The organism is Streptomyces sp. BPTC-684 (assembly GCF_030028635.1).
Lineage (GTDB): Bacteria > Actinomycetota > Actinomycetes > Streptomycetales > Streptomycetaceae > Streptomyces > Streptomyces noboritoensis.
On the sequence record NZ_CP124863.1, the window covers coordinates 6,000,180 to 6,021,292 of the forward strand.

Annotated in this window: 16 protein-coding genes and 1 pseudogene; 8 read left to right on the forward strand and 9 right to left on the reverse strand. The window is 72.9% G+C overall.

The features are described from left to right. Complete coding sequence (locus QIY60_RS26720) at window positions 1-795, reverse strand: putative protein N(5)-glutamine methyltransferase (protein ID WP_283144728.1); 795 nt, start codon at window positions 793-795, stop codon at window positions 1-3. Between the two features lie 95 nt (window positions 796-890). Here QIY60_RS26720 and QIY60_RS26725 point away from each other — a divergent pair, with 95 nt between their 5' ends. Beyond that, on the forward strand, window positions 891-1,214 hold the full coding sequence (locus tag QIY60_RS26725) for a putative quinol monooxygenase (RefSeq protein WP_283144729.1): 324 nt from the start codon (window positions 891-893) through the stop codon (window positions 1,212-1,214). A 21-nt stretch (window positions 1,215-1,235) separates the two neighbouring features. Here QIY60_RS26725 and QIY60_RS26730 read toward each other — a convergent pair whose 3' ends face one another. Further along, the gene (locus QIY60_RS26730) at window positions 1,236-1,661 is read right to left on the reverse strand and encodes a hypothetical protein (protein ID WP_283144730.1); all 426 of its coding nucleotides are present in this window, start codon (window positions 1,659-1,661) and stop codon (window positions 1,236-1,238) included. A gap of 74 nt (window positions 1,662-1,735) precedes the next feature. On the opposite strand from QIY60_RS26730, the gene QIY60_RS26735 reads away from it, so the two are divergent. Both QIY60_RS26735 and QIY60_RS26740 read left to right on the forward strand, forming a co-directional pair. Beyond that, window positions 1,736-2,452 (forward strand): class I SAM-dependent methyltransferase, encoded by a 717-nt coding sequence (locus QIY60_RS26735; RefSeq protein ID WP_283144731.1) that lies wholly within the window; start codon window positions 1,736-1,738, stop codon window positions 2,450-2,452. Window positions 2,453-2,636: 184 nt separating this feature from the next. Further along, the gene (locus QIY60_RS26740) at window positions 2,637-2,807 is read left to right on the forward strand and encodes a DUF2304 domain-containing protein (protein ID WP_349253989.1); all 171 of its coding nucleotides are present in this window, start codon (window positions 2,637-2,639) and stop codon (window positions 2,805-2,807) included. Window positions 2,808-2,809: 2 nt separating this feature from the next. Here QIY60_RS26740 and QIY60_RS26745 read toward each other — a convergent pair whose 3' ends face one another. Then, entirely contained in the window at window positions 2,810-4,330 is a 1,521-nt protein-coding gene (locus QIY60_RS26745) for a carotenoid oxygenase family protein (RefSeq protein WP_283144733.1), read from the reverse strand. A 250-nt stretch (window positions 4,331-4,580) separates the two neighbouring features. On the opposite strand from QIY60_RS26745, the gene QIY60_RS26750 reads away from it, so the two are divergent. Next, complete coding sequence (locus tag QIY60_RS26750) at window positions 4,581-4,997, forward strand: SsgA family sporulation/cell division regulator (protein WP_283144734.1); 417 nt, start codon at window positions 4,581-4,583, stop codon at window positions 4,995-4,997. A 12-nt stretch (window positions 4,998-5,009) separates the two neighbouring features. On the opposite strand, the gene araD is transcribed toward QIY60_RS26750, so the two are convergent. From araD to xylB, 4 genes are all read right to left on the reverse strand, one after another. Beyond that, window positions 5,010-6,731 (reverse strand): L-arabinonate dehydratase, encoded by a 1,722-nt coding sequence (gene araD / locus QIY60_RS26755; protein ID WP_283144735.1) that lies wholly within the window; start codon window positions 6,729-6,731, stop codon window positions 5,010-5,012. Then, window positions 6,728-7,591 (reverse strand): dihydrodipicolinate synthase family protein, encoded by an 864-nt coding sequence (locus QIY60_RS26760; RefSeq protein WP_283146081.1) that lies wholly within the window; start codon window positions 7,589-7,591, stop codon window positions 6,728-6,730. The genes araD and QIY60_RS26760 overlap by 4 nt, the downstream gene beginning before the upstream one ends. Continuing rightward, a complete protein-coding gene (locus QIY60_RS26765) occupies window positions 7,525-8,292 on the reverse strand; it encodes a GntR family transcriptional regulator (RefSeq protein WP_283144736.1) in 768 nt (255 codons plus the stop codon). The genes QIY60_RS26760 and QIY60_RS26765 overlap by 67 nt, the downstream gene beginning before the upstream one ends. A 113-nt stretch (window positions 8,293-8,405) precedes the next feature. Next, a complete protein-coding gene (xylB, locus tag QIY60_RS26770) occupies window positions 8,406-9,872 on the reverse strand; it encodes a xylulokinase (protein ID WP_283144737.1) in 1,467 nt (488 codons plus the stop codon). A gap of 163 nt (window positions 9,873-10,035) precedes the next feature. Between xylB and xylA the strand changes: the two genes are divergently transcribed. Next, window positions 10,036-11,205 (forward strand): xylose isomerase, encoded by a 1,170-nt coding sequence (gene xylA, locus QIY60_RS26775; RefSeq protein WP_283144738.1) that lies wholly within the window; start codon window positions 10,036-10,038, stop codon window positions 11,203-11,205. A 79-nt stretch (window positions 11,206-11,284) separates the two neighbouring features. On the opposite strand, the gene QIY60_RS26780 is transcribed toward xylA, so the two are convergent. After that, on the reverse strand, window positions 11,285-12,511 hold the full coding sequence (locus QIY60_RS26780) for an ROK family transcriptional regulator (protein ID WP_283144739.1): 1,227 nt from the start codon (window positions 12,509-12,511) through the stop codon (window positions 11,285-11,287). Between the two features lie 96 nt (window positions 12,512-12,607). Between QIY60_RS26780 and QIY60_RS26785 the strand changes: the two genes are divergently transcribed. From QIY60_RS26785 to pulA, 3 genes and pseudogenes are all read left to right on the forward strand, one after another. Further along, the gene (locus QIY60_RS26785) at window positions 12,608-13,252 is read left to right on the forward strand and encodes an LUD domain-containing protein (protein ID WP_283144740.1); all 645 of its coding nucleotides are present in this window, start codon (window positions 12,608-12,610) and stop codon (window positions 13,250-13,252) included. Window positions 13,253-13,592: 340 nt separating this feature from the next. Then, window positions 13,593-15,014: pseudogene (locus QIY60_RS26790) on the forward strand (alpha-amylase family protein); the annotation flags it as partial. A gap of 262 nt (window positions 15,015-15,276) precedes the next feature. After that, window positions 15,277-20,631, forward strand: a complete 5,355-nt coding sequence (gene pulA / locus QIY60_RS26795) for a pullulanase-type alpha-1,6-glucosidase (RefSeq protein ID WP_283146082.1) — start codon at window positions 15,277-15,279, stop codon at window positions 20,629-20,631. Window positions 20,632-20,749: 118 nt separating this feature from the next. Here pulA and QIY60_RS26800 read toward each other — a convergent pair whose 3' ends face one another. Beyond that, on the reverse strand, window positions 20,750-21,055 hold the full coding sequence (locus QIY60_RS26800; protein WP_283144741.1) for a MazG-like family protein: 306 nt from the start codon (window positions 21,053-21,055) through the stop codon (window positions 20,750-20,752). Window positions 21,056-21,113 lie beyond the last annotated feature (58 nt).

Sequence of the window (21,113 nt, forward strand, 5' to 3'; positions counted from 1 at the left end):
TCAGGCCGGGACCGGCAGGGTGGCGACGACGACCGTGGCGTACCGGTCCTCGCAGGTCGCCACGTGCGGGACGAGACCGCCCGCGGTGACCGCGGCGAGCGCCGAGGGCACCTGGCGCTCGCTCGTCTCGAAGAGCAGACGACCGCCGGGCGCCAGCCACCGCGCCGCCTCGGCGGTCACCCGGCGCAGCACGTCCAGGCCGTCGGCGCCGCCGTCGAGCGCCACACGCGCCTCGTGGACGCGCGCCTCCGAGGGGAGCAGCTCGATCTCCTCGCTCGGTACGTACGGCACATTGGCGAGCAGGACGTCCACGCGGCCCCGCAGCCCGGCGGGGAGCGCGTCGAACAGATCGCCCCGGTAGGCCCGGCCCCCGGCGGCGGCGACATTGCGCCGGGCGCACTCGACGGCGGCCGGGTCGATGTCGGCCGCGTGCAGCTCCGCCCGGCCGATCCCCGCCACAAGGGCCGCACCCAGCGCGCCCGAGCCGCAGCACAGGTCCACCACGACCGCGCCCGCCGAAGCGAGCGCCACGGCCTGCTCCACCAGGAACTCCGTACGGCGCCGGGGCACGAAGACGCCGGGGTCCACCGCGACCCGTACACCGCCGAACTCGGCCCATCCCAGGACGTGTTCGAGCGGCAGGCCCTCGGCGCGCCGCGCCACCATGGCGTCGAGCTCGGCCGGGGTGCGGGCGGTGGCGACCAGCAACTGGGCCTCGTCCTCGGCGAAGACACAGCCGGCCGCGCGGAGCCGGGCGACGATGGCGTCGGGGGGAGGGGCGGTAATGAGTCTCACCTGCGGTTTCATGGCCGGATGACAGCTGGGCGCGGCCACCCTACCCTCGGCCCGGTCAGGCCGCCGAGCGAATAAAGCGTGCATAGAATGACGGAATGATCTTTATCGTCGTCAAGTTCCCCGTGAAGCCCGAATACGTCGAGGAGTGGCCCCAGCACGTCGCGGACTTCACCCGCGCGACCCGGGCCGAGCCGGGCAACCTCTGGTACGAGTGGTCCCGCAGCGTGGAGGACCCGAGCACCTATGTGCTGGTCGAGGCCTTCCAGGACGGCACGGGCGAGGCGCACGTGAACTCCGACCACTTCCGGGCCGCCATGGAGACGATGCGCCCGCTCCTGCGCCGCACCCCCGACATCGTGAGCACGACGATCGAGGGTGCGACGGGGTGGAGCGCGATGGGCGAGCTGAAGATCGACTAGCCCGCGGTGACGCGGTGGCCGTCACTTCACGGTGACGGTCACCGTCGGGGAGACGGTCGCGCCGTCCATCACCCGCAGCTCCTCCTTGCCCTTGGTGTTCACCTTGTAGTCCAGGGAGTAGCTGCTGCCCTGCTTGATGGTGGTGTCGGCGCGCAGGGTCGTCCACTTGCTCCCCTTCTTGTGCTGGAGCACGACCTTGCTGCCGATGGACAGCCCCTTGGACCGGCCGGTGAAGGTGACCTTGTCACCCACCTTGGCCTCGGTGACGCTCGCCTTGATGGTCAGCGAACCCGGCGCCGCCGACGCGTACTTGCTGCCGCTCGGCGACGGTTTCGGGGTGGGGCTCGCGGCCGAGGCGACCGCGGCGGATCCGCCGGCCAGCAGGGCCACGGACAGGGCACCGGCCGCGGCCATCCGGGCGCAGCGGCGGGTCAGAGTGGAATTCACGATGGCTTTCTCCCGTCTCGGCGGCTCCCCATCCGCTCGATTGGTACCTTTTCCGAGGCTATAGGCTGAGGTCGATGTCCGCTTCCCAGGGCCCTACGCTGCGTGAACTCGCCGTCCAGGCGCTGTCGTCGGTCGAGCACGGCTACGACCTGCTTGCGCCGAAGTTCGACCACACTCCGTACCGCACACCGGGGCCGGTCCTCGACGCCGTCACGCGCACCCTTTCCGAGCTCGGCCCCTTCGGGCGCGGGCTCGACCTGTGCTGCGGCACCGGCGCGGGCATCCCGGTGCTGCGCGCGGTGTGCCGAGAGCGGGTCACCGGGGTCGACTTCAGCGCCGGGATGCTGGCGGTCGGGCGGGCCCGTACACGCGAGGCCGTCGACTGGATCCGGGCCGACGTCCGCGCCCTGCCGTTCGCACCGGCCGCCTTCGACCTGGTCGTGAGCTTCGGCGCGTTCGGCCACTTCCTGCCCGGCGAGCGGCCCGGCCTGTTCTCGCAGGTCCGCTCGGTTCTCGCGCCCGGCGGCCGCTTCGCGTTCCCGATCGCGGCGCCCGCCCGCCCCGGCTCCCTCGGTTACTGGGCGCTGCTCGGCTTCGACACCGCGATGCGGGTGCGCAACGCGCTGTGGCGGCCCCGATTCGTCATGTACTACCGGGACTTCGGGCTCGCGGACGTGACGCGGGAACTCGCCGGTGCCGGGTTCCGGGTCGACCTGTACGCGCTGGACGAGCTCGGCCGGCGCCCCGACGGCAGCCCCCGCTGCCGCCTGGTCGTCGCCACCGCAGTGTGACCCCGGCCCGCCCGAGCTGCGGCGATGACGGCCGGTGACCGGCCGTATGGCGACGGGTGAGCAACGGCCGTAGCGTGGCGGAGGTGCTTTCCACCGGCCCGCCGCCGCCCTGCGCGGCGGGCCGGTGCTCGACAGACTCGGGGTCACGAGGTGAAACACCGTGCCCTCCGTGCACTTTCCCCTGATGCTCGCGCTCGCCGTGGGCGCGTTCCTCCTCTGCCGCAAGGGCGGCACCAAGGTCTCGCACGCCGTGATCTGCGCGGCCTTCGGCTTCTACTTCGCCGACACCGCCGCCGCCCCCTCACTGCACAGTGCGGTCAACTCGGTGATGGGCATGCTCAGTCAGCTCGGCTGAGCTCACGCGTCCGCCACCCAACTGCCGTGGAAACCGAGCGGAACCCGCCCCGGCAGATGGACCCGGGCCACCGGACGGCCGGTGAAGTCCTGCGCCGCCAGGATCAGCAGATCGGCGGCGCCGCGCTCCGGATTGTGGACGTACGCCAGTGTGTAGCCGTCGTCCTCCGCCGCCCCCGGGGCCGGGTCGGGCCCGTGCGCGGGCACGAACACCGCCTCGCCGACGGCGGCGCCACGGGGCAGGCGGTGCAGCTGCGAGGTGCCGCGCAGGAAGTCGTGCTTGATCAGGGCGTTGCCGAAGGAGCGGTCCGGTGGCACGCTGTCGGCCGTCAGATACGCGGTGGACATCTCGGCGGCGGCCGCCGTGTACCCGTACCGGTGGCGCCGGGACACCAGTGCCTCGTTGACGCGCGGGAACTCCTGCGGCCGGTCGTCGAGGCGCCGGGTGCGGACCCGGCCGTGCGCCAGGTCGACGGTCCAGCGGTCCAGTGAGGCGGTGCCGAGCGCGGTGGGCCCGTCGGAGCCCTTCCCCGCGACGAGGAACGGCGCCGGGAACGTGGTGACGTCGACGACCACCGAGTCCCCGTCGTCGTAGGCGTTGAGGGTGTGCGAGTAGAAGACCGGGTCCACCTCGAACCACCGCACGTCCCCGCCCGCACGCGGCAGCACGCCCACCCGCGCCGGATGCCGGTCGTTCCACACGTACGGCACGGGCGCGCCCGCCCCGGCCGCCGCCGCGTCGAAGGTGACGGGGATGTCGAAGAGGACCACGTGCCGCTCGGTGAGCGCGAAGTCGTGCATCATCGGGCTGTCGGCGACGGGGATCCGCGTGGTGCGGGCGACCCGCCCGGTCCGGTCGACCACGAGATGGCGGACGTGGTCCCAGGTCGGGTAGTAGGCGACGGCGTGCAGCTCGTCGGCGCGGGCGTCGTACTTGGTGTGCGCGGTGAACGCGCCGCTCAGCGTGGAGCGGAAGTCGTACGGGCGCAGGGTGCCCAGTTCCCCGTCCAGCTCGTACGGCAGCGGTCCGCCCTCCTGCAGGGCGAGGATGCGGCCCTTGTACGGGATGACGTGGGTGTTGCAGGCGAAGTCGTCCTCGGGGACGGGCCCGGGGTGCGGCTCGCCCAGCTTGCCGCTGACGGCGGCCGAGCGGACCCACCGGTTGCGGTACCACTCGGCCCGCCCGTTCCGCAGCCGCACCCCGTGGACCATGCCGTCGCCCAGCATCCAGTGGTGTGCCCGGGGGTCCTCCAGGCCGAGCACGTTGGGGCCGGTGCGCAGATAGCGCCCGTTGAGCGAGCGCGGGATGCGGCCGGTGACGGGGAGGTCGAAGGCGGTGAGCTCTTCGGTGACGGGGGCGAAGGCCCCGTGCAGGAACGGCCGGCTCGTGGCGGACGGCGCCGGTGTGGGCGGTGTGCCGCGTCCGGCGGCGGCCGCGACCGCCCCGCCGCGTGCGGCGAGCAGTCCCCCCGCGGCCGCGCCCGCCGCGCCGCGCAGCACGTTCCGCCGTGTGTGATCGTTCATGTCCTGGCCCCCTGCTTCCACGTTCGTACGACCTGTCGCCGACGATCGTCCGTGCGGGCGGGGGTCCCGGTCAGGAGGTCTGGGCCCCGGACCGGGGTGGTGCCAGGCCCCCTCTTTCCGGCCCCGGCCCGTCTCCGGGGGACCCCATTCGGGGTTTTCGCACGAAATCCCAAGCAAGGTGTTGAATATGCGACTATTGAGGTGATGTGATGCGGGTCACAGATCGGGAGTGGCAGCAAGGAGCGAGTCGATGTCCACCACCGTCGAACAATCCGTCCTGGCCCGCCTCGTCACCGACGCACCCCACGGCGTCCCCGTCCCCGTCACCCTCAGCTACGACGGCTCCGACCCCCTGGCCGTCCGCATGATCTTCCCGCCCGAGGTCTCCCTGCACGACGGGGGCGTGACCTGGGTCTTCGCCCGCGACCTCATCGACCGGGGACTGCGCGCCCCGGCCGGCACCGGCGATGTGCACATATGGCCGCTCGGGCGGGCCCAGACCATGGTGGAGCTGCGCTCCCCGGACGGCCTGGCGCTCCTCGAATTCGGCACGGCGGCGCTGCGCCGCTTCCTCTTCCTCACCTACGCGGCCGTCTCCGCCGAGGTCGAGAACCAGGACCTCGACATGGACAGCGCTCTGGCCGAGCTGCTGCGCGAGAGCCGGTGAGCACCCGGCCCGTCAGCCCGCGCAAGGGTCGGGCACCCGCCCCGGCGCGGCCAGGAAGGCGAAGTCGCAGCCGGTGTCGGCCTGAGTGATCTGCTCGCTGTAGAGGGCGCCGTACCCCCGCTCGAAGCGGGGCGGGGGCGGCGTCCAGGCGGCGCGGCGCCCGGCCAGCTCCGCCTCGGACACCTCTACGCGGAGGCTGCGCGCCGCGACGTCGAGGGTGATCGGGTCGCCCGTGCGCACCAGCGCGAGCGGCCCGCCCACATGCGACTCGGGGGCGATGTGCAGCACGCACGCCCCGTAACTCGTGCCGCTCATCCGGGCGTCGGAGATCCGCAGCATGTCGCGCACGCCCCGGCGCAGCAGATAGTCCGGGATCGGCAGCATCCCGTACTCCGGCATGCCGGGGCCGCCGCGCGGGCCCGAGCCGCGCAGCACCAGGACGTGGTCGGGGGTGAGCGCGAGCGCGGGGTCGTCGATCGTGCGCTGCATCGTGCGGTAGTCGTCGAAGACCACGGCCGGGCCGGTGTGCCGCAGGAGCCGGGGCTCGGCCGCGATGTGCTTGATCACCGCGCCGTCGGGGCACAGGTTCCCGCGCAGCACCGCCAGACCGCCCTCGGCCGCCAGGGCCCTCTCGCGCGGCCGGATCACGTCGTCGTCGTGCACCCGGGCCCCGGCCAGCTGCTCGCGCAGGGTGGTGTGGGCGACGGTGGGGCGGTCGAGGTGGAGCAGGTCGGTGAGGCGGGAGAGCAGCCCCGGCAGGCCCCCCGCGAAGTGGAAGTCCTCCATGAGGTGGCGCCCGCCGGGCCGTACGTTCGCGAGCACCGGGACCGTGCGCGCGATCCGGTCGAAGTCGTCGAGGGTGAGGCGCACCCCGGAGCGCCCGGCCATCGCGATGAGGTGGATCACGGCGTTGGTGGAGCCGCCGAGCGCCAGGACCGTGGTGACGGCGTCCTCGTACGCCTCGCGGGTCAGGATCCTCGACGGCTTCGCGTCCCGGCGGACGAGTTCGACGATCCGCAGCCCGGACGCGGCGGCCATCCGGTCGTGCCCGGAGTCGACCGCCGGGATCGAGGAGGCGCCCGGGACGGTCATGCCCAGCGCCTCGGCGGCCGCAGTCAGTGTGGAGGCCGTGCCCATGGTCATGCAGTGGCCGGGGGAGCGGGCCAAGGCGCCCTCCAGCTCGGCCAGTTCGCAGTCGCCGAGCAGCCCGGCGCGCTTGTCGTCCCAGTACTTCCACATGTCCGTGCCGGAGCCCAGGACCTGGTCGCGCCAGTGGCCCGGCAGCATCGGCCCGGCGGGAACGAATACGGTCGGCAGATCGGCGCTCGCCGCGCCCATCAGCAGCGCGGGCGTCGACTTGTCGCAGCCGCCCATCAGCACCGCGCCGTCCACCGGGTACGAGCGCAGGAGCTCCTCCGTCTCCATGGCGAGGAGGTTGCGGTAGAGCATCGGCGTGGGCTTCTGGAAGGTCTCCGAGAGGGTGGCCACCGGGAACTCCAGCGGGAAGCCGCCCGCCTGCCACACCCCGCGCTTGACGGCCTGGGCGCGGTCGCGCAGATGGACGTGGCAGGGGTTGATGTCCGACCAGGTGTTGAGGATCGCGATCACCGGCTTGCCCAGGTGCTCCTCGGGCAGATAGCCGAGCTGGCGGGTGCGGGCGCGGTGGCTGAAGGAGCGCAGGCCGTCGGTGCCGTACCACTGGTGGCTGCGCAGCCGCTCGGGGTCGAACGTCACCGCTCCCACCCGGCCACCAGGGCGGCCACCGCGGCGCGCCGCTCCTCGGGCAGGGCGCGGCCGGGCGGGCGGACGTCGCGCCGGCACAGTCCGAGCGAGGCGAGCGCCTCCTTCACGACCGAGACGTTGTCGGCGGAGCGGGCGGCCGCGCGCAGCTCCTCGAACCCGCGGATCCGCTCCCAGGTCTTCATGGCGCCGGCGAAGTCCCCGGCGCGCAGGGCGCCGAGCATCCCCAGCGACACGCGCGGTGCCACGTTCACCAGGCCGGAGGTGAAGCCGGTCGCGCCCATGGCGAAGTACGCGGGCGCGTACAGCTCGGCGAGGCCCGCCACCCACACGAAGCGGTCCAGGCCCGCGTCCCGCGCGACCGCGGCGAACCGCGCCGCGTCCGGCACCGCGTACTTCACCCCCACCACATTGGGGCACGACTCGCCCAGCTCCGCGAGGAGTCCGCCGTCGAGCAGGGGATCGCGGACGTACGGCACGACCCCCAGCTCCGGCACCGCGTCCGCGATCGCGCGGTGGTAGTCGAGCCAGCCGCCGGGGGAGACGTACGGGTGGACCGGCTGGTGCACCATCACCATCCGCGCGCCCGCCTCCCGGGCGTGCCGCGCGGAGGCCACGGCGGTGGGGACGTCCAGGCCCACCCCGGCCAGGACCGAGGCCCGGCCCGCCGCCTCCTGGACGGTCAGCTCCGTCACGGCGCGGCGCTCGTCGGGGGAGAGGGCGTAGAACTCGCCGGTGTTCCCGTTGGGGGTGAGGGTGCGCACACCGCCGTCGAGGAGCCGGTGGATCAGGGTGCGATGGGCGGCCGTGTCGAGGGCGCCGTCAGCGGTGAACGGGGTGACGGGGATCGCCACGACATCGGCGAGTGCGCTCCGAGCGGCGGTGCGGTCCGGGAACTCGCGTGCGGCCATACTCCGTTGTCTCCTTCGGGGAACGCGCGGCGGACGAAGGACCCGATGTGCTCGCGCAGAGCGGCGGCCGCCCCCTCCGCCTCCCCGGCCACCGCCAGCCGCAGGATCGCGCGGTGCTCGCGGGCCTCCCGCTCCCAGGACGGCTCGGTGGCCCAGACGGCCGTCGCCACCAGGGCGGCCTGGTCGCGGATGTCGTCGAGCGTCCGGGTGAGCAGGGGGTTGCCGCAGGGCAGATACAGGGCGCGGTGGAACTGCCGGTTGGCCAGGGCCCGTTCGGCCGCGTCGGATGCGCGGTCGGCCCGGTCCAGGGCGGCTTCGGCCGCGTCCAGCGGCGCCAGGCGCCTGACGGTGCGGCGCAGCGCCTCGGGTTCGAGCAGCAGGCGCACGTCGTAGACCTGGCGGGCCATGTCCGCGTCGACGGCGCGCACGGCCACGCCCTTGTACTGGTTCAGCACCACGAGCCCGGTCCCCGCCAGCGTCTTGAGCGCCTCCCGCACCGGGGTCTTGGAGACGCCGAACTGCGCGGCCAGATCGGTCTCGACGAGTGCCTGCCCCGGAGAGAGCCTGCCGGTGAGGATGGCCTGCTTGATCGCGTCGAGCACGTACTCGGTGCGGGAGGGGATGGGGGCCGGGGTGAAGGCCATGGCGGGCCCACCTCTCACATATCGCGTCTCATATATGACGTACGACGGGCAACGCCTCGAAGGTAGAGGGGTGTTGACGACACGTCAATCGGTGCGGCGGTCGTCGGAACGGGTCATCCCAGAACCGGCGCCGCCCGGTCGAGGACGGAGGCGATGCGCTCCCAGGCCGCGGTGTCGCGGGCGACCGGCTCCAGGGCGGCGCCCTCGCCCGTGCCCCACGCGGCCGCGGTCGCCACCGGGTCCGCGCCGCTGACGGCCGCCGCGGCCAGTGCGGCGGCGCCGAGCGCGACCAGCTCGGTGGCCCGGGGCGCGATCAGCGGCCGCCCGGAGAGCCGTCGTACGGTCTCGACCCAGGTACGGCCCCGGGCGCCGCCGCCGATCAGCCGCAGCGGGCGGGCCGCGGCCCCGGCGGCGTCGAGCCCGCAGACGCTCAGCAGGTCGTCGAGGGCGCGCAGGGCGGTGAAGACCGCTCCTTCGTAGGCCGCGCCCAGGAGTTGGGGCCCGGTGGTGGTGTGGCGCAGGCCCGTGAGCAGTCCGGCGGCGGCCGGCAGGTCGGGGGTGCGCTCGCCGTCGAGGTACGGCAGGAGCACCGCCTCGCCGCCGGGTTCGGCGTCGTCGCGGCCGAGCCCGAGCAGCGCCGCGACCCGGTCCACGGCGAGCGTGCAGTTGAGGGTGCAGGCGAGCGGGAGGAAGGTGCCGTCGGTGGCGGCGAACCCGGAGAGCGCGGGCGAGGCGGGCCGGGCGCGGGTGGCGGCGAAGACCGTGCCGGAGGTGCCGAGGCTGAGGACGGGGTGGTCGAGCAGGCCCGCGCCGCCGAGCCCGAGGCCCACGGCGGCGGCCATGTTGTCGCCCGTCCCGGCGGCGACCGCGATCCCGGCGGGCAGCCCGAGCGCCTCGGCGGCCGAGGCCGTCAGGGATCCCACCCGGGTGGCCCCGGTGGCGGCGACCTCGGGCAGCGACTCGGCGTCCAGGCCGAGGAGTTCGAGCAGAGCGGGGTCGTAGGAGCCGGTCGCCGTCGAGTACCAGCCGGTGCCCGAGGCGTCCCCGGGGTCGGTCGCGGCGGTTCCGGCGAGGCGCTCGGTGAGGAAGTCGTGGGGCAGGCGCACCCCGGCGGCGGCCGAGGCGTGCGCGGGCTCGTTCTCGTACAGCCAGCGCCACTTGGCGGCGGTCACGGCGGCGACCGGCACCGAGCCGGTGCGCGCGGTCCACGCGCCAGGCCCGCCGAGCGCCTCGGTGAGGGCGGCGGCCTGCGGGGCCGAGCGGGTGTCGTTCCAGAGCAGGGCCGGGCGCAGCGGGCGTCCGGCGCGGTCCAGGACGACCAGGCCGTGCTGCTGCCCGGCGACCGCGATGCCGGTGACGGCCGACGCGGCCACCCCCGCCTCCTTCAGCCCGGCCGCGACCGCCTCGCCGAGCGCCCGCCACCACAGCTCGGGGTCGCTCTCGCGGGCCCCGGCGGCGCCGTCGACCCGGTGCGGGGCGCGGCCCACGGCGAGCGCCTGCCCGGTCTCCGCGTCGGCGAGCAGCGCCTTGGTGGACTGGGTGGAGCTGTCCACGCCGATGACGACCGGGGCCTGCGGCACGAGGGCACCCCTTCTCCTGTGATCGCGTATTTGATCGTGCGCAAAACAAATTAGATGAAGGCCCGGGGTTACGGAAGACGCAGCGATCGTGTCATATTCGTGAGGTCAGTGAACAAATAGCCGCAGGGGCCGTCGGGCGCCCCGCACCGAGGTGGACACGACAATGACGGAACGCTTCACTCCCACCCCCGAGGACAAGTTCACCTTCGGTCTGTGGACCGTCGGCTGGCAGGGGCGCGACCCGTTCGGCGACGCGACCCGCCCCGCCCTCGACCCGGCCGCGACGGTCCACCGGCTCGCGGAGCTCGGGGCGTACGGGGTGACCTTCCACGACGACGACCTGATCCCGTTCTGCGCGTCCGCCGCCGACCGCGACGCCCACATCAAGCGCTTCCGGGCAGCGCTCGACGCCACCGGACTCGCGGTGCCGATGGCCACCACCAACCTCTTCACCCACCCCGTCTTCAAGGACGGCGCCTTCACCGCCAACGACCGGGACGTACGCCGGTACGCGCTGCGCAAGACGATCCGCAACATCGACCTGGCCGTGGAGCTCGGCGCCCGGGTGTACGTGGCGTGGGGCGGCCGCGAGGGCGCGGAGTCCGGGGCCGCGAAGGACGTACGGGTGGCGCTCGACCGGATGAAGGAGGCCTTCGACCTGCTGGGCGAGTACGTGGTGAGCCAGGGGTACGACCTGCGGTTCGCGGTCGAGCCCAAGCCGAACGAGCCGCGCGGGGACATCCTGCTGCCCACGGTCGGGCACGCGCTCGCCTTCATCGAGCGCCTTGAGCGCCCGGAGCTGGTCGGGGTCAACCCGGAGACCGGGCACGAGCAGATGGCCGGGCTCAACTTCACCCACGGCGTCGCCCAGGCGCTGTGGGCCGGAAAGCTCTTCCACATCGACCTCAACGGCCAGTCCGGCATCAAGTACGACCAGGACCTGCGGTTCGGCGCGGGGAACCTGCGCGACGCGTTCTGGCTGGTCGACCTCCTGGAGTCGGCGGGGTACGAGGGCCCGCGCCACTTCGACTTCAAGCCGCCGCGCACGGAGGACGCCGACGGGGTGTGGGCCTCGGCGGCGGGCAACATGCGCAACTACCTGATCCTGCGGGAGCGTTCGGCGGCGTTCCGCGCCGACCCGGCGGTACGGGAGGCGCTGCGGGCCTCCCGCCTCGACGACCTCGCCCGCCCGACGGCGGCGGACGGCCTGGCCGGGCTGCTCGGGGACCGCTCGGCCTTCGAGGACTTCGACGTGGAGGCGGCGGGGGCGCGCGGCATGGCGTTCGAGCAGCTGGACCAGCTGGCGGTGGAGCATTTGATGGGGGTGCGCTGAGGGGTGCGTCCCGGGGGTGTACGGGGGTGTGCCGCCGGGTCGGGCGGCCGCCTCCCTGCCCGGGGCCGAGCCGCCCGCCTCAGCCCTCCGCCCACCCCGCCGGGTCGTCGAGCACCGCCTCCACCACCAGGGCCGCCGCGCCCCGGGCCGCGTCGCCCGCGAGGGACGAGGCGCGCAGACGGCCGCCGTCGCGGGGCCACAGGCCCGACACCGCCCGGGCGGCGAGCTCGGCCTCGGCCGGGGGAGAGAGCCACGGCGCCAGTGCGCGGTAGACACCGCCTAGGACCACGGCCTCCGGGTCGACGAGGTTGACCGCGCCCGCGAGCACCCGGCCCAGCATCAGCCCGGCCGTGCCGAGCGCCGCCAGCGCGCGCTCGTCGCCCGCCCGCGCCCGGCGCTCCAGCTCGGCCACGCCCGCCGCTCCGGCGTCCTCGTCGATGCCCGCGCCGCGCAGCAGCGCCGACTGGCCCGCGTACTGCTCCAGGCAGCCGCGCGCCCCGCAGCGGCAGGCGGGCCCGGCGGGGTCCACCGGGACGTGGCCGATCTCCCCGGCGAAGCCGTGCGCGCCGCGCAGGAGTTCGCCGTCCACGACGAGGGCGCCGCCCACGCCGATCTCGCCGGAGAGGTAGAGGAACGTACGGGCCTCGCCCGGGCCGCCGAACCAGAGCTCGGCGAGCGCCGCGAGGTTGGCCTCGTTCTCCGAACTCACCGGCAGGGCGGGGGTGTCGGGGCACTCCGAGAGCGCCCGCGCGAACAGGGCGTCGGCCGGGACGCCGTTCCAGCCCAGGTTCGGCGCCTGGCGGACCGTGCCGCCCGCGACAAGGCCCGGCAGGGCGAGCGTCACCCCGGCGGGCCGCAGCTCCTGCTGCCGGGCGGAGTCCAGCGCGTGCGAGGCGATCCGGGCCGCGCGGGCCAGCACCTCGGCGGGTTCCGCGCCCCGGTTGTCCAGGTGCTCGGTGAGGCGCACCCGATCGGTTCCGGCCAGATCCACCACGCACACGGTCACGTAGTCGACGTTGATCTCGACGCCGACCCCGGCGGCGCCGGTCCTGGCCGGCTTGAGGACGGTGCCGGGCCGCCCCGCCTGCCCGCTGAACGTCTTGCCCGACTCCGTCAGGAAGCCGCCCTCCATGAGCTGCTCGACCAGGGAGGACACGGCCGCCCGGGTCAGCCCGACGCGCGCCGCGACGCCCGCCCGGGTCGTCTCGCCCTCGTCGTGGACCGCCCGGAGCACCAGGCTGAGGTTGTGCCGCCGCACGGTGTCCTTGTCGGCCTTGGACGCCAGCGGGGCGAGGTTGCTCTTCATGTCGTGGCCGAGCCTATGCGATCGCCCGGGCGCCGCAGTTGCCCGATCCAGCGACGCTCGAACGGGACTCGCGTAGCGGCGCTAGGTTTTCCGGTCATGAGCGAGAAGACCATCACCGCACTGCCCGCCGACGAGACCTTCGCGGTCGCCGCGAGCGCCGAGAGCGTCGAACGGGCCGCCGAGGCCCTGCGCGGCAACGGCTTTGCCGTGCACATAGTGGACACCGCCGCCGACGCCCGCGAGCTCGTCACGGCGGCCCTGCCGACCGACAAGGCGATCCTCGCCTCGACCAGCGAGACCCTGCGGCTCTCCGGGATCCAGGAGGACATCGACGCCTCGGGCCGGTTCAAGAGCATCCGCGCCGAGCAGGCCGACTGGGACCCGCGCGTCCGCAACGACGACATGCGCACCACGCGCTCCGCGCCCGACGTCGTCGTCGGCAGCGTGCACGCCGTGACCGAGGACGGCCGCCTCGTCACCGCCTCCGCCAGCGGCAGCCAGCTCGCCGCGTACGCGTTCGGCGCGGGCCGGGCGGTCTGGGTGGTCGGCGCCCAGAAGGTCGTCGCCGACCTGGACACCGCGCTGCGCCGCGTCGAGACGTACGCGCTGCCCAAGGAGGACGTCCGCGCCCAGCACGCGTACGGCAAGCGCAGTGTCGTCGCCAAGATCCTGATCAACAGCCGCGAGGTCGTTCCGCAGCGCAGCACCGTCGTGCTCGTCCGCGAGGCGATCGGCTTCTGAGACCCCGTTCCTGCGACTTCCAGGAGCCGCCGCACCGTTCGGTGCGGCGGCTCCTGCCGTTCGGGGCCCGTGCGGGGCACGTCCGGGCCCGAGGTGTCGTTGAACGTAACACCACTGCAATCTCTTGCAAAAGACCTTGCGGCGAGAAAGCGGTGAGATTTCCGCGGCATGGCGGCGGTGTGTCCAAAGGGTTGACCAGGTCGTCCGGGCCGCCTACGGTCTCGACCGCAACAACTTTCCGGTCTTTTCAGCAAGAACATTCAGACACCTCCTGGGGCGGCCGGGCCGCGCCACCCGGGAGCCCGCTCCGTCCCCCCGCATCCCGCACGGAGGTCCCCCCATGGACGGTCGTACCGCCAGCACCCCTCGCAGCCGCCGTACGCGCAGACCACTGGCCGCCGCCGTCGCGCTCGTCGCGGGGGCCGCGAGCGGTGTCGTCCTCGGCGCGCCGCAGGCGCAGGCCGCCGCACCCGGGCCCAAGGACGTGACCGCCGTCCTCTTCGAGTGGAACTTCGCCTCGGTCGCCAAGGCCTGCACCGACGAACTCGGCCCCGACGGCTATGGATACGTCCAGGTCTCCCCGCCCCAGGAACGTATACAGGGCGCCGCCTGGTGGACCGCGTACCAGCCCGTCAGCTACAAGATCGGCAGTCGGCTCGGCGACCGCGCCGCCTTCCGCTCCATGGTGGACACCTGCCACGCGGCGGGCGTCAAGGTCGTCGCCGACTCGGTGATCAACCACATGGCGAGCGGCTCCGGCACCGGTACCGCAGGTTCGGCCTATACCAAGTACGACTACCCCGGCACGTACTCCTCGGCCGACATGGACGACTGCAAGTCCGAGATCACCAACTACCAGGACCGCTGGAACGTCCAGCACTGCGAGCTCGTCGGCCTGGCCGACCTCGACACCGGCGAGGAGTACGTCCGCGGCACCATCGCCGGATACCTCAACGACCTGCTCTCGCTCGGCGTCGACGGCTTCCGCGTCGACGCGGCCAAGCACATCCCCGAGGGCGACCTCGCCGCCATCAAGTCCCGTCTGAGCAACCCGGGCGTCTACTGGAAGCAGGAGACGATCTACGGCGCGGGCGAGGCCGTACAGCCCACCGAGTACCTCGGCACCGGCGACGCCCAGGAGTTCCGTTATTCCTGGGACCTCAAGCGGGTGTTCAACAACGAGAAGCTCGCGTACCTGAAGAACTTCGGCGAGGGCTGGGGGTATATGAGCGCGGGCAAGGCCTCGGTCTTCGTCGACAACCACGACACCGAGCGCGGCGGCCAGACGCTCACCTACAACGACGGCGCCCGGTACACCCTGGCCCACGTCTTCATGCTGGCCTGGCCCTACGGGTCCCCGGACGTCCACTCCGGCTATGTGTTCAGCGACAAGGACGCGGGTCCGCCCGACAACGGCCAGGTGAACGCCTGTTACAGCGACGGGTGGAAGTGCCAGCACGCCTGGCCCGAGGTCCGCTCCATGGTCAAGTTCCGCAATGCGGCGGGTACAGCGGCGGTCACCGACTGGTGGGACAACGGCGGCAACGCGATCGCGTTCGGTCGTGGGGCCAAGGCGTACGCGGCCATCAACCACGAGGGCTCCTCGCTCACCCGCACCTTTCAGACGTCGCTGCCCGCGGGCGGCTACTGCGACGTGCAGAGCGGTAGGAGCGTCACGGTCGACGGCAGCGGGCGGTTCACCGCGACCCTCGCCCCGGACACCGCCCTCGCCCTGCACGTCGACGCCAGGACGTGCGGCGGCAAGTGACGTGAACGCCCCCTGGCGCGACCCAGAGCCTGTCTTTGAACCCCCGTCTGCGCCCCGACGCCCGGCACGCACGCCGAGCGCACGCACCGACCGCCGCTGCGCCCGCCCTCCGGGCGGACGACGGGGGTTCAAAGACAGGCTCTGGCCGGCCGGCCCGACGATCCCCTCGTGCCCCGTGCCCGTACCCCGTAGTCACCCTGGAGAAGGAGTACGTCCCGTGATCGGCTCTCCGCGCCGAACCGCCGTCACCGCCGCCGTGGCCCTCGCGCTGCTGGCGTCGGCCGCGCCCGCGGCGCACCCGGCGCCCGCCGGGCCCCCGGCCCCGCCGTCCGACGCCCGGCTCGCCGCCGAGCCCGCCCGGCACGAACTCACCCGGGAGCAGCCCTACTTCGTGCTGCCGGACCGGTTCGCGGACGGCGACGGTGCCAACAACAGGGGCGGTCTGACCGGCGGCCGCTCGGTGACGGGGTACGACCCGACCGACAAGGGCTTCTACCAGGGCGGCGACCTCAAGGGCCTGACGCGGAAGCTGGACTACATCAAGGGGCTCGGCAGCACCGCGATCTGGCTGGCGCCGATCTTCAAGAACAAGCCGGTCCAGGGCACCGGCGCCGACCAGAGCGCCGGGTACCACGGCTACTGGATCACCGACTTCACCCAGGTCGACCCGCACTTCGGCACCAACGCCGACCTGGCACGGCTGATCGACAAGGCCCACGCCAAGGGCATGAAGGTCTTCTTCGACGTCATCACCAACCACACCGCCGACGTCATCGGCCACACCGGGCAGAGCTCCCGGTACCTCTCCAAGGGGGCGTTCCCGTATCTGACGAAGGACGGCGTGCCGTTCGACGACAGCGCCTACGCGGCCGGCGGCAAGGGCTTCCCGGCCGTCGGCCCCGGCTCCTTCCCGTACACCCCGACCGTGCCCGCCGCCGAGAAGGACGCCAAGGTCCCGGCGTGGCTCAACGACCCCGCGCTCTACCACAACCGGGGCGACTCGACCTTCGCCGGTGAGAGCGCGGAGTACGGGGACTTCTCGGGGCTCGACGACCTGTGGACCGAGCGGCCCGAGGTCGTGCGGGGCATGGAGAAGATCTACGAGAAGTGGGTGAAGGACTTCGACGTGGACGGCTTCCGCGTCGACACGGTCAAGCACGTCGACATGGACTTCTGGACCCAGTGGGCGACCGCCCTGGACGCCTACGCGGCGAAGCACGGGCGCAAGGACTTCTTCCTGTACGGCGAGGTGTACTCGGCGGACCCGTCCGTGACCTCCCCGTACGTCACCCGGGGCAGACTCGACGCGACCCTGGACTTCCCCTACCAGCAGGCCATGCGCAGTTACGTCTCGCAGGGCGGCTCCGCGGGCGACCTGGCCGGGGCACTCGGCCAGGACTACCGCTACACCACCGACAAGGCCAACGCCTACGAGGAGGTGACCTTCCTCGGCAACCACGACATGGGCCGGATCGGCGGCTTCCTGGTCCAGGACAACCCCCGGGCCGACGCCGCCGAACTGCTGCGGCGCGACGAGCTGGCCCACGAGCTGATGTTCCTCAGCCGGGGCAACCCCGTCGTCTACTACGGCGACGAGCAGGGCTTCACGGGCGCGGGCGGCGACAAGGACGCCCGGCAGACGATGTTCCCGTCCAAGGTCGCCGACTACCTGGACGACCACCAGATCGGTACGACCCGTACGCACGAGAGCAGTGCTTTCGATCCGGAGCACCCGCTCTACAAGGCGATCGCCGCTCTCTCCAAGCTACGCAAGGAGAACCCGGCGCTCGCCGACGGTGTGCAGACCGAGCGGTACGCGGCGCAGGGCAAGGGCGTCTACGCCTTCTCCCGCACCGACGCGAAGACCGGGACCGAGTACGTCGTCGCCGTCAACAACGCGACCGAGGAGAAGACCGCCGAGTTCGCGACCGGCTCGGCGAACGCCGCCTTCACGGGGATCTACGGCGCGTCCGGCACGCTCACCAGCTCCGCCGACCGCCGCGTCGCGGTGCGGGTGCCCGCCCTCTCCGCAGTCGTCTACAAGGCGGCGAAGCCCCTGGCCGCCCCCGCCGCACGGCCCTCGCTCACCCTCAAGGCCCCGGCGGCGGGCGCCACCGGTGACGTCGAGATCGCGGCGGACACCGACGGCGGCCAGCTGAACCGGGTGGTGTTCGCCGCCCGGACCGGCACCGGCGAGTGGCAGGTCCTCGGCTCCGCCGACCACGCCCCGTACAAGGTCGTCCAGCACCTGCCCGCGACCCTCGCGGCCGGAACGCCCCTGCGCTACAAGGCCGTCGTCGTCGACTCGGCCGGGCGCACCGCGAGCGCGACCGCCGCGACCACCAGCGGCGCTCCCGCCGCCGACCCGGTGCCCACCGCGACCCGGCGCGACTACGCGGTGGTCCACTACAAGCGCCCGGCGGGCGACTACACCGACTGGCGGCTCTACGCCTGGGGCGACCTGGCCGACGGCGAGTCCACCACCTGGCCCGCTGGCCACGCCTTCACGGGCCGCGACGCCTACGGCGCCTTCGCGTACGTCAAGCTCAAGCCGGGTGCGTCCAGTGTCGGGTTCCTCGTCATCGACAAGGACGGCAACAAGGACGTCACCGCCGACCGCACCGTCGACGTCGGCCGGACCGGCGAGATCTGGGTCGAGCAGGGCAAGGACGCGGTCCTGACCGCGCCGCCCGCAGGCAGCTACCCGCCGCAGGACACCACCAAGGCCGTCATCCACTACCAGCGCGCCGACGGCGACTACAGCGGCTGGGGCATCCACACCTGGACGGGGGCCGCGACGCCCACCGACTGGTCGAGCCCGCTTCCCCCGGTGCGCACCGACGCCTTCGGCGCGGTCTTCGAGGTGCCCCTCAAGGAGGGCGCGTCCAGCCTGAGCTACATCCTCCACAAGGGCGACACCAAGGAGTTCGGCTCCGACCGCTCCCTGGAGTTCTCGACGTACTCGCACGAGGTGTGGCTCCTCGGCGGTGTCGAGAAGTACCTTCTGCCCATGACGTCCGGCTCCGCCGCCGACCTCGACCTGTCGAAGTCGCGGGCGCAGTGGATCGACCGCGACACCGTCGCCTGGGACACGGGCGCCACCGCCGCGAGCCACCAGCTGGTGTACGCGCCGGACGGCGGCCTCGCCGTCAAGGACGGCGCCCTCACCGGCGAAGGCCACTGGCTGCGGCTCACTCCCGTGCCGGGCGGCCTGACGGACGCGCAGAAGGCCAGGTTCCCGCACCTCAGGAAGTACGCGGCGTTCACCGTGGACCCGCGCGACCGCGCCCGCGTCGGACAGGCCCTCACCGGGCAGGTCGTCGCCACCCAGCGCCTCGCCAACGGCGCCCTGCTCGCCGCCACCGGCGTCCAGACCCAGGGCGTGCTCGACGACCTGTACAGCACACGGGCCGGCAAGACCGCGCTCGGCCCCGTCTTCAGCGGCGGGCGCCCGACGCTCTCGCTGTGGGCGCCGACCGCCCAGCGGGTCGCCCTCGAACTCGACGGCCGTACGGTCGCGATGCGCCGCGACGACGCGACCGGCGTCTGGTCGGTGACGGGTCCCAAGAGCTGGTCGGGCAAGCCGTACCGGTACGCCGTGACGGTGTGGGCGCCCAGCGTCCAGAAGGTCGTCACCAACCTGGTCACCGACCCGTACGCCACGGCCCTGACCACCGACTCGGCCCGCAGCCTCGTCGTCGACCTCGCCGACCCGAAGCTCGCGCCCAAGGGCTGGGCGGCCCTGCGCAAGCCCGCCGCCGTGCCGCTGCGCGCCGCGCAGATCCAGGAGCTGCACATCCGCGACTTCTCGATCGCGGACCGCACCTCACGCCACCCCGGCCAGTACCTGGCGTTCACGGACACCGGCTCCGACGGCATGAAGCACCTCAAGGAGCTGGCCGCATCCGGGACTTCGTACGTCCACCTCCTCCCGGCGTTCGACATCGGCACCATCCCGGAGAAGAAGTCCGACCAGGCCGTCCCCGCCTGCGACCTCAAGGTGTACGCGCCGGACTCGCCGGAGCAGCAGGCGTGCGTGGCGAAGACCGCCGCCAAGGACGCCTACAACTGGGGGTACGACCCGCTGCACTACACCGTGCCCGAGGGCTCCTACGCCAGCGACCCCGAGGGGACCCGGCGCACGGTCGAGTTCCGGCAGATGGTCCAGGGCCTCAACGGCGCCGGGCTGCGCACGGTGATGGACGTGGTCTACAACCACACCGTGGCGAGCGGCCAGGCCGACAAGTCCGTCCTCGACAAGATCGTGCCCGGCTACTACCAGCGGCTGCTGGCCGACGGCACGGTCGCCACCTCCACCTGCTGCGCCAACACCGCGCCCGAGAACGCCATGATGGGCAAGCTCGTCGTGGACTCGGTGGTCACCTGGGCCAAGCAGTACAAGGTCGACGGCTTCCGCTTCGACCTGATGGGCCACCACCCCAAGGCGAACATCCTCGCCGTCCGCAAGGCGCTCGACGCGCTGACGCCCGAGAGGGACGGCGTCGACGGCAAGAAGATCGTCCTGTACGGGGAGGGCTGGAACTTCGGCGAGGTCGCCGACGACGCCCGGTTCGTCCAGGCGACCCAGAAGAACATGGCGGGCACCGGCATCGCGACCTTCTCGGACCGGGCGCGCGACGCGGTGCGCGGCGGCGGCCCCTTCGACGAGGACCCCGGCGTCCAGGGCTTCGCCTCCGGCCTCTACACCGACCCCAACTCCTCGGCCGGCAACGGCACCCCGGCCGAGCAGCGGGCCCGGCTGCTGCACTACCAGGACCTGATCAAGGTCGGCCTCTCCGGCAACCTGGCCGGGTACACCTTCACCGACACCTCCGGCCGTACGGTCAAGGGAGCGGACGTCGACTACAACGGCGCCCCGGCCGGGTACGCCGACGCCCCGGGCGACGCGCTCGCGTACACCGACGCGCACGACAACGAGTCGCTGTACGACGCGCTCGCGTTCAAGCTGCCGCGCGCCACCCCGGCGGCCGACCGGGCCAGGATGCAGGTGCTCGCGCTGGCCACCGCCACGCTGTCGCAGGGGCCCGCGCTCTCCCAGGCCGGTACGGACCTGCTGCGCTCCAAGTCGCTGGACCGCAACTCGTTCGACAGCGGGGACTGGTTCAACGCGATCCACTGGGACTGCGCGGACGGGAACGGCTTCGGCCGCGGACTGCCTCCGGCGGCGGACAACCAGTCCAAGTGGGCTTATGCGAAGCCCCTGTTGACGGCGTCGACGCTCACGGTGGGGTGCCCGGAGATCACGGCCGCCTCGGCCGCCTACCGGGACCTGCTGAAGATCCGTACGACGGATCCGGCGTTCCGGCTGGCCAGCGCGGCCGAGGTGCAGTCCGCGCTCTCGTTCCCGCTCTCGGGCAAGGACGAGACACCGGGTGTGATCACGATGCGGCTCGGCTCCCTGGTCGTGGTCTTCAACGCGACGCCGGACCGGCAGGTGCAGCGGGTGCCGGGTGTGGCGGGGCATGGGTACGGCTTGCACCCGGTGCAGGCTGCCGGCGGCGATGCCACGGTGAAGTCGGCCTCGTACGAGGCGAGTTCGGGAACGTTTTCCGTCCCGGGCCGGACGGTCGCCGTGTTCACCCGCGGGTGAGTGATTCGCTGGAGTGATTCGGCTGCGGACCGTGCGTGGCTGGTCGCGCAGTTCCCCGCGCCCCTAAGGGGTGCGGGGCTTCCGGGGTGCTGACTGCGCTCCGGTCCGCACTCAGGCCTCAGCCCTCGGTCACCCGGATCAGGACCCCGCGCTCGTCCCGCACGTACGCGCGGCGGCGGTTCTTCTCCAGTTTGCGGGCGACCTCGTCGTCCAGGTCCACGCCGTTCATCTCGGCCAGCGCCGCCAGATAGAGGAAGACGTCGGCCAGTTCCTCGCCGAAGTCCGGGAGCCGCTTGCGCCAGGCCGTGAACGCCTCGCCCACCTCGGCCGTGAGCAGTCCGAACTCCAGCGGCACGTCGGTGACGTTGAACCCCTTCTCGATCTTGTTCTCCCAGGCCTGCTGCTGTGCGGTCCTGATCTCCAAGACTCCTCCGTGCGGTGCGGTGGCGTCCGCTCAGCCTAGCCACTCCCGACACGCTGAC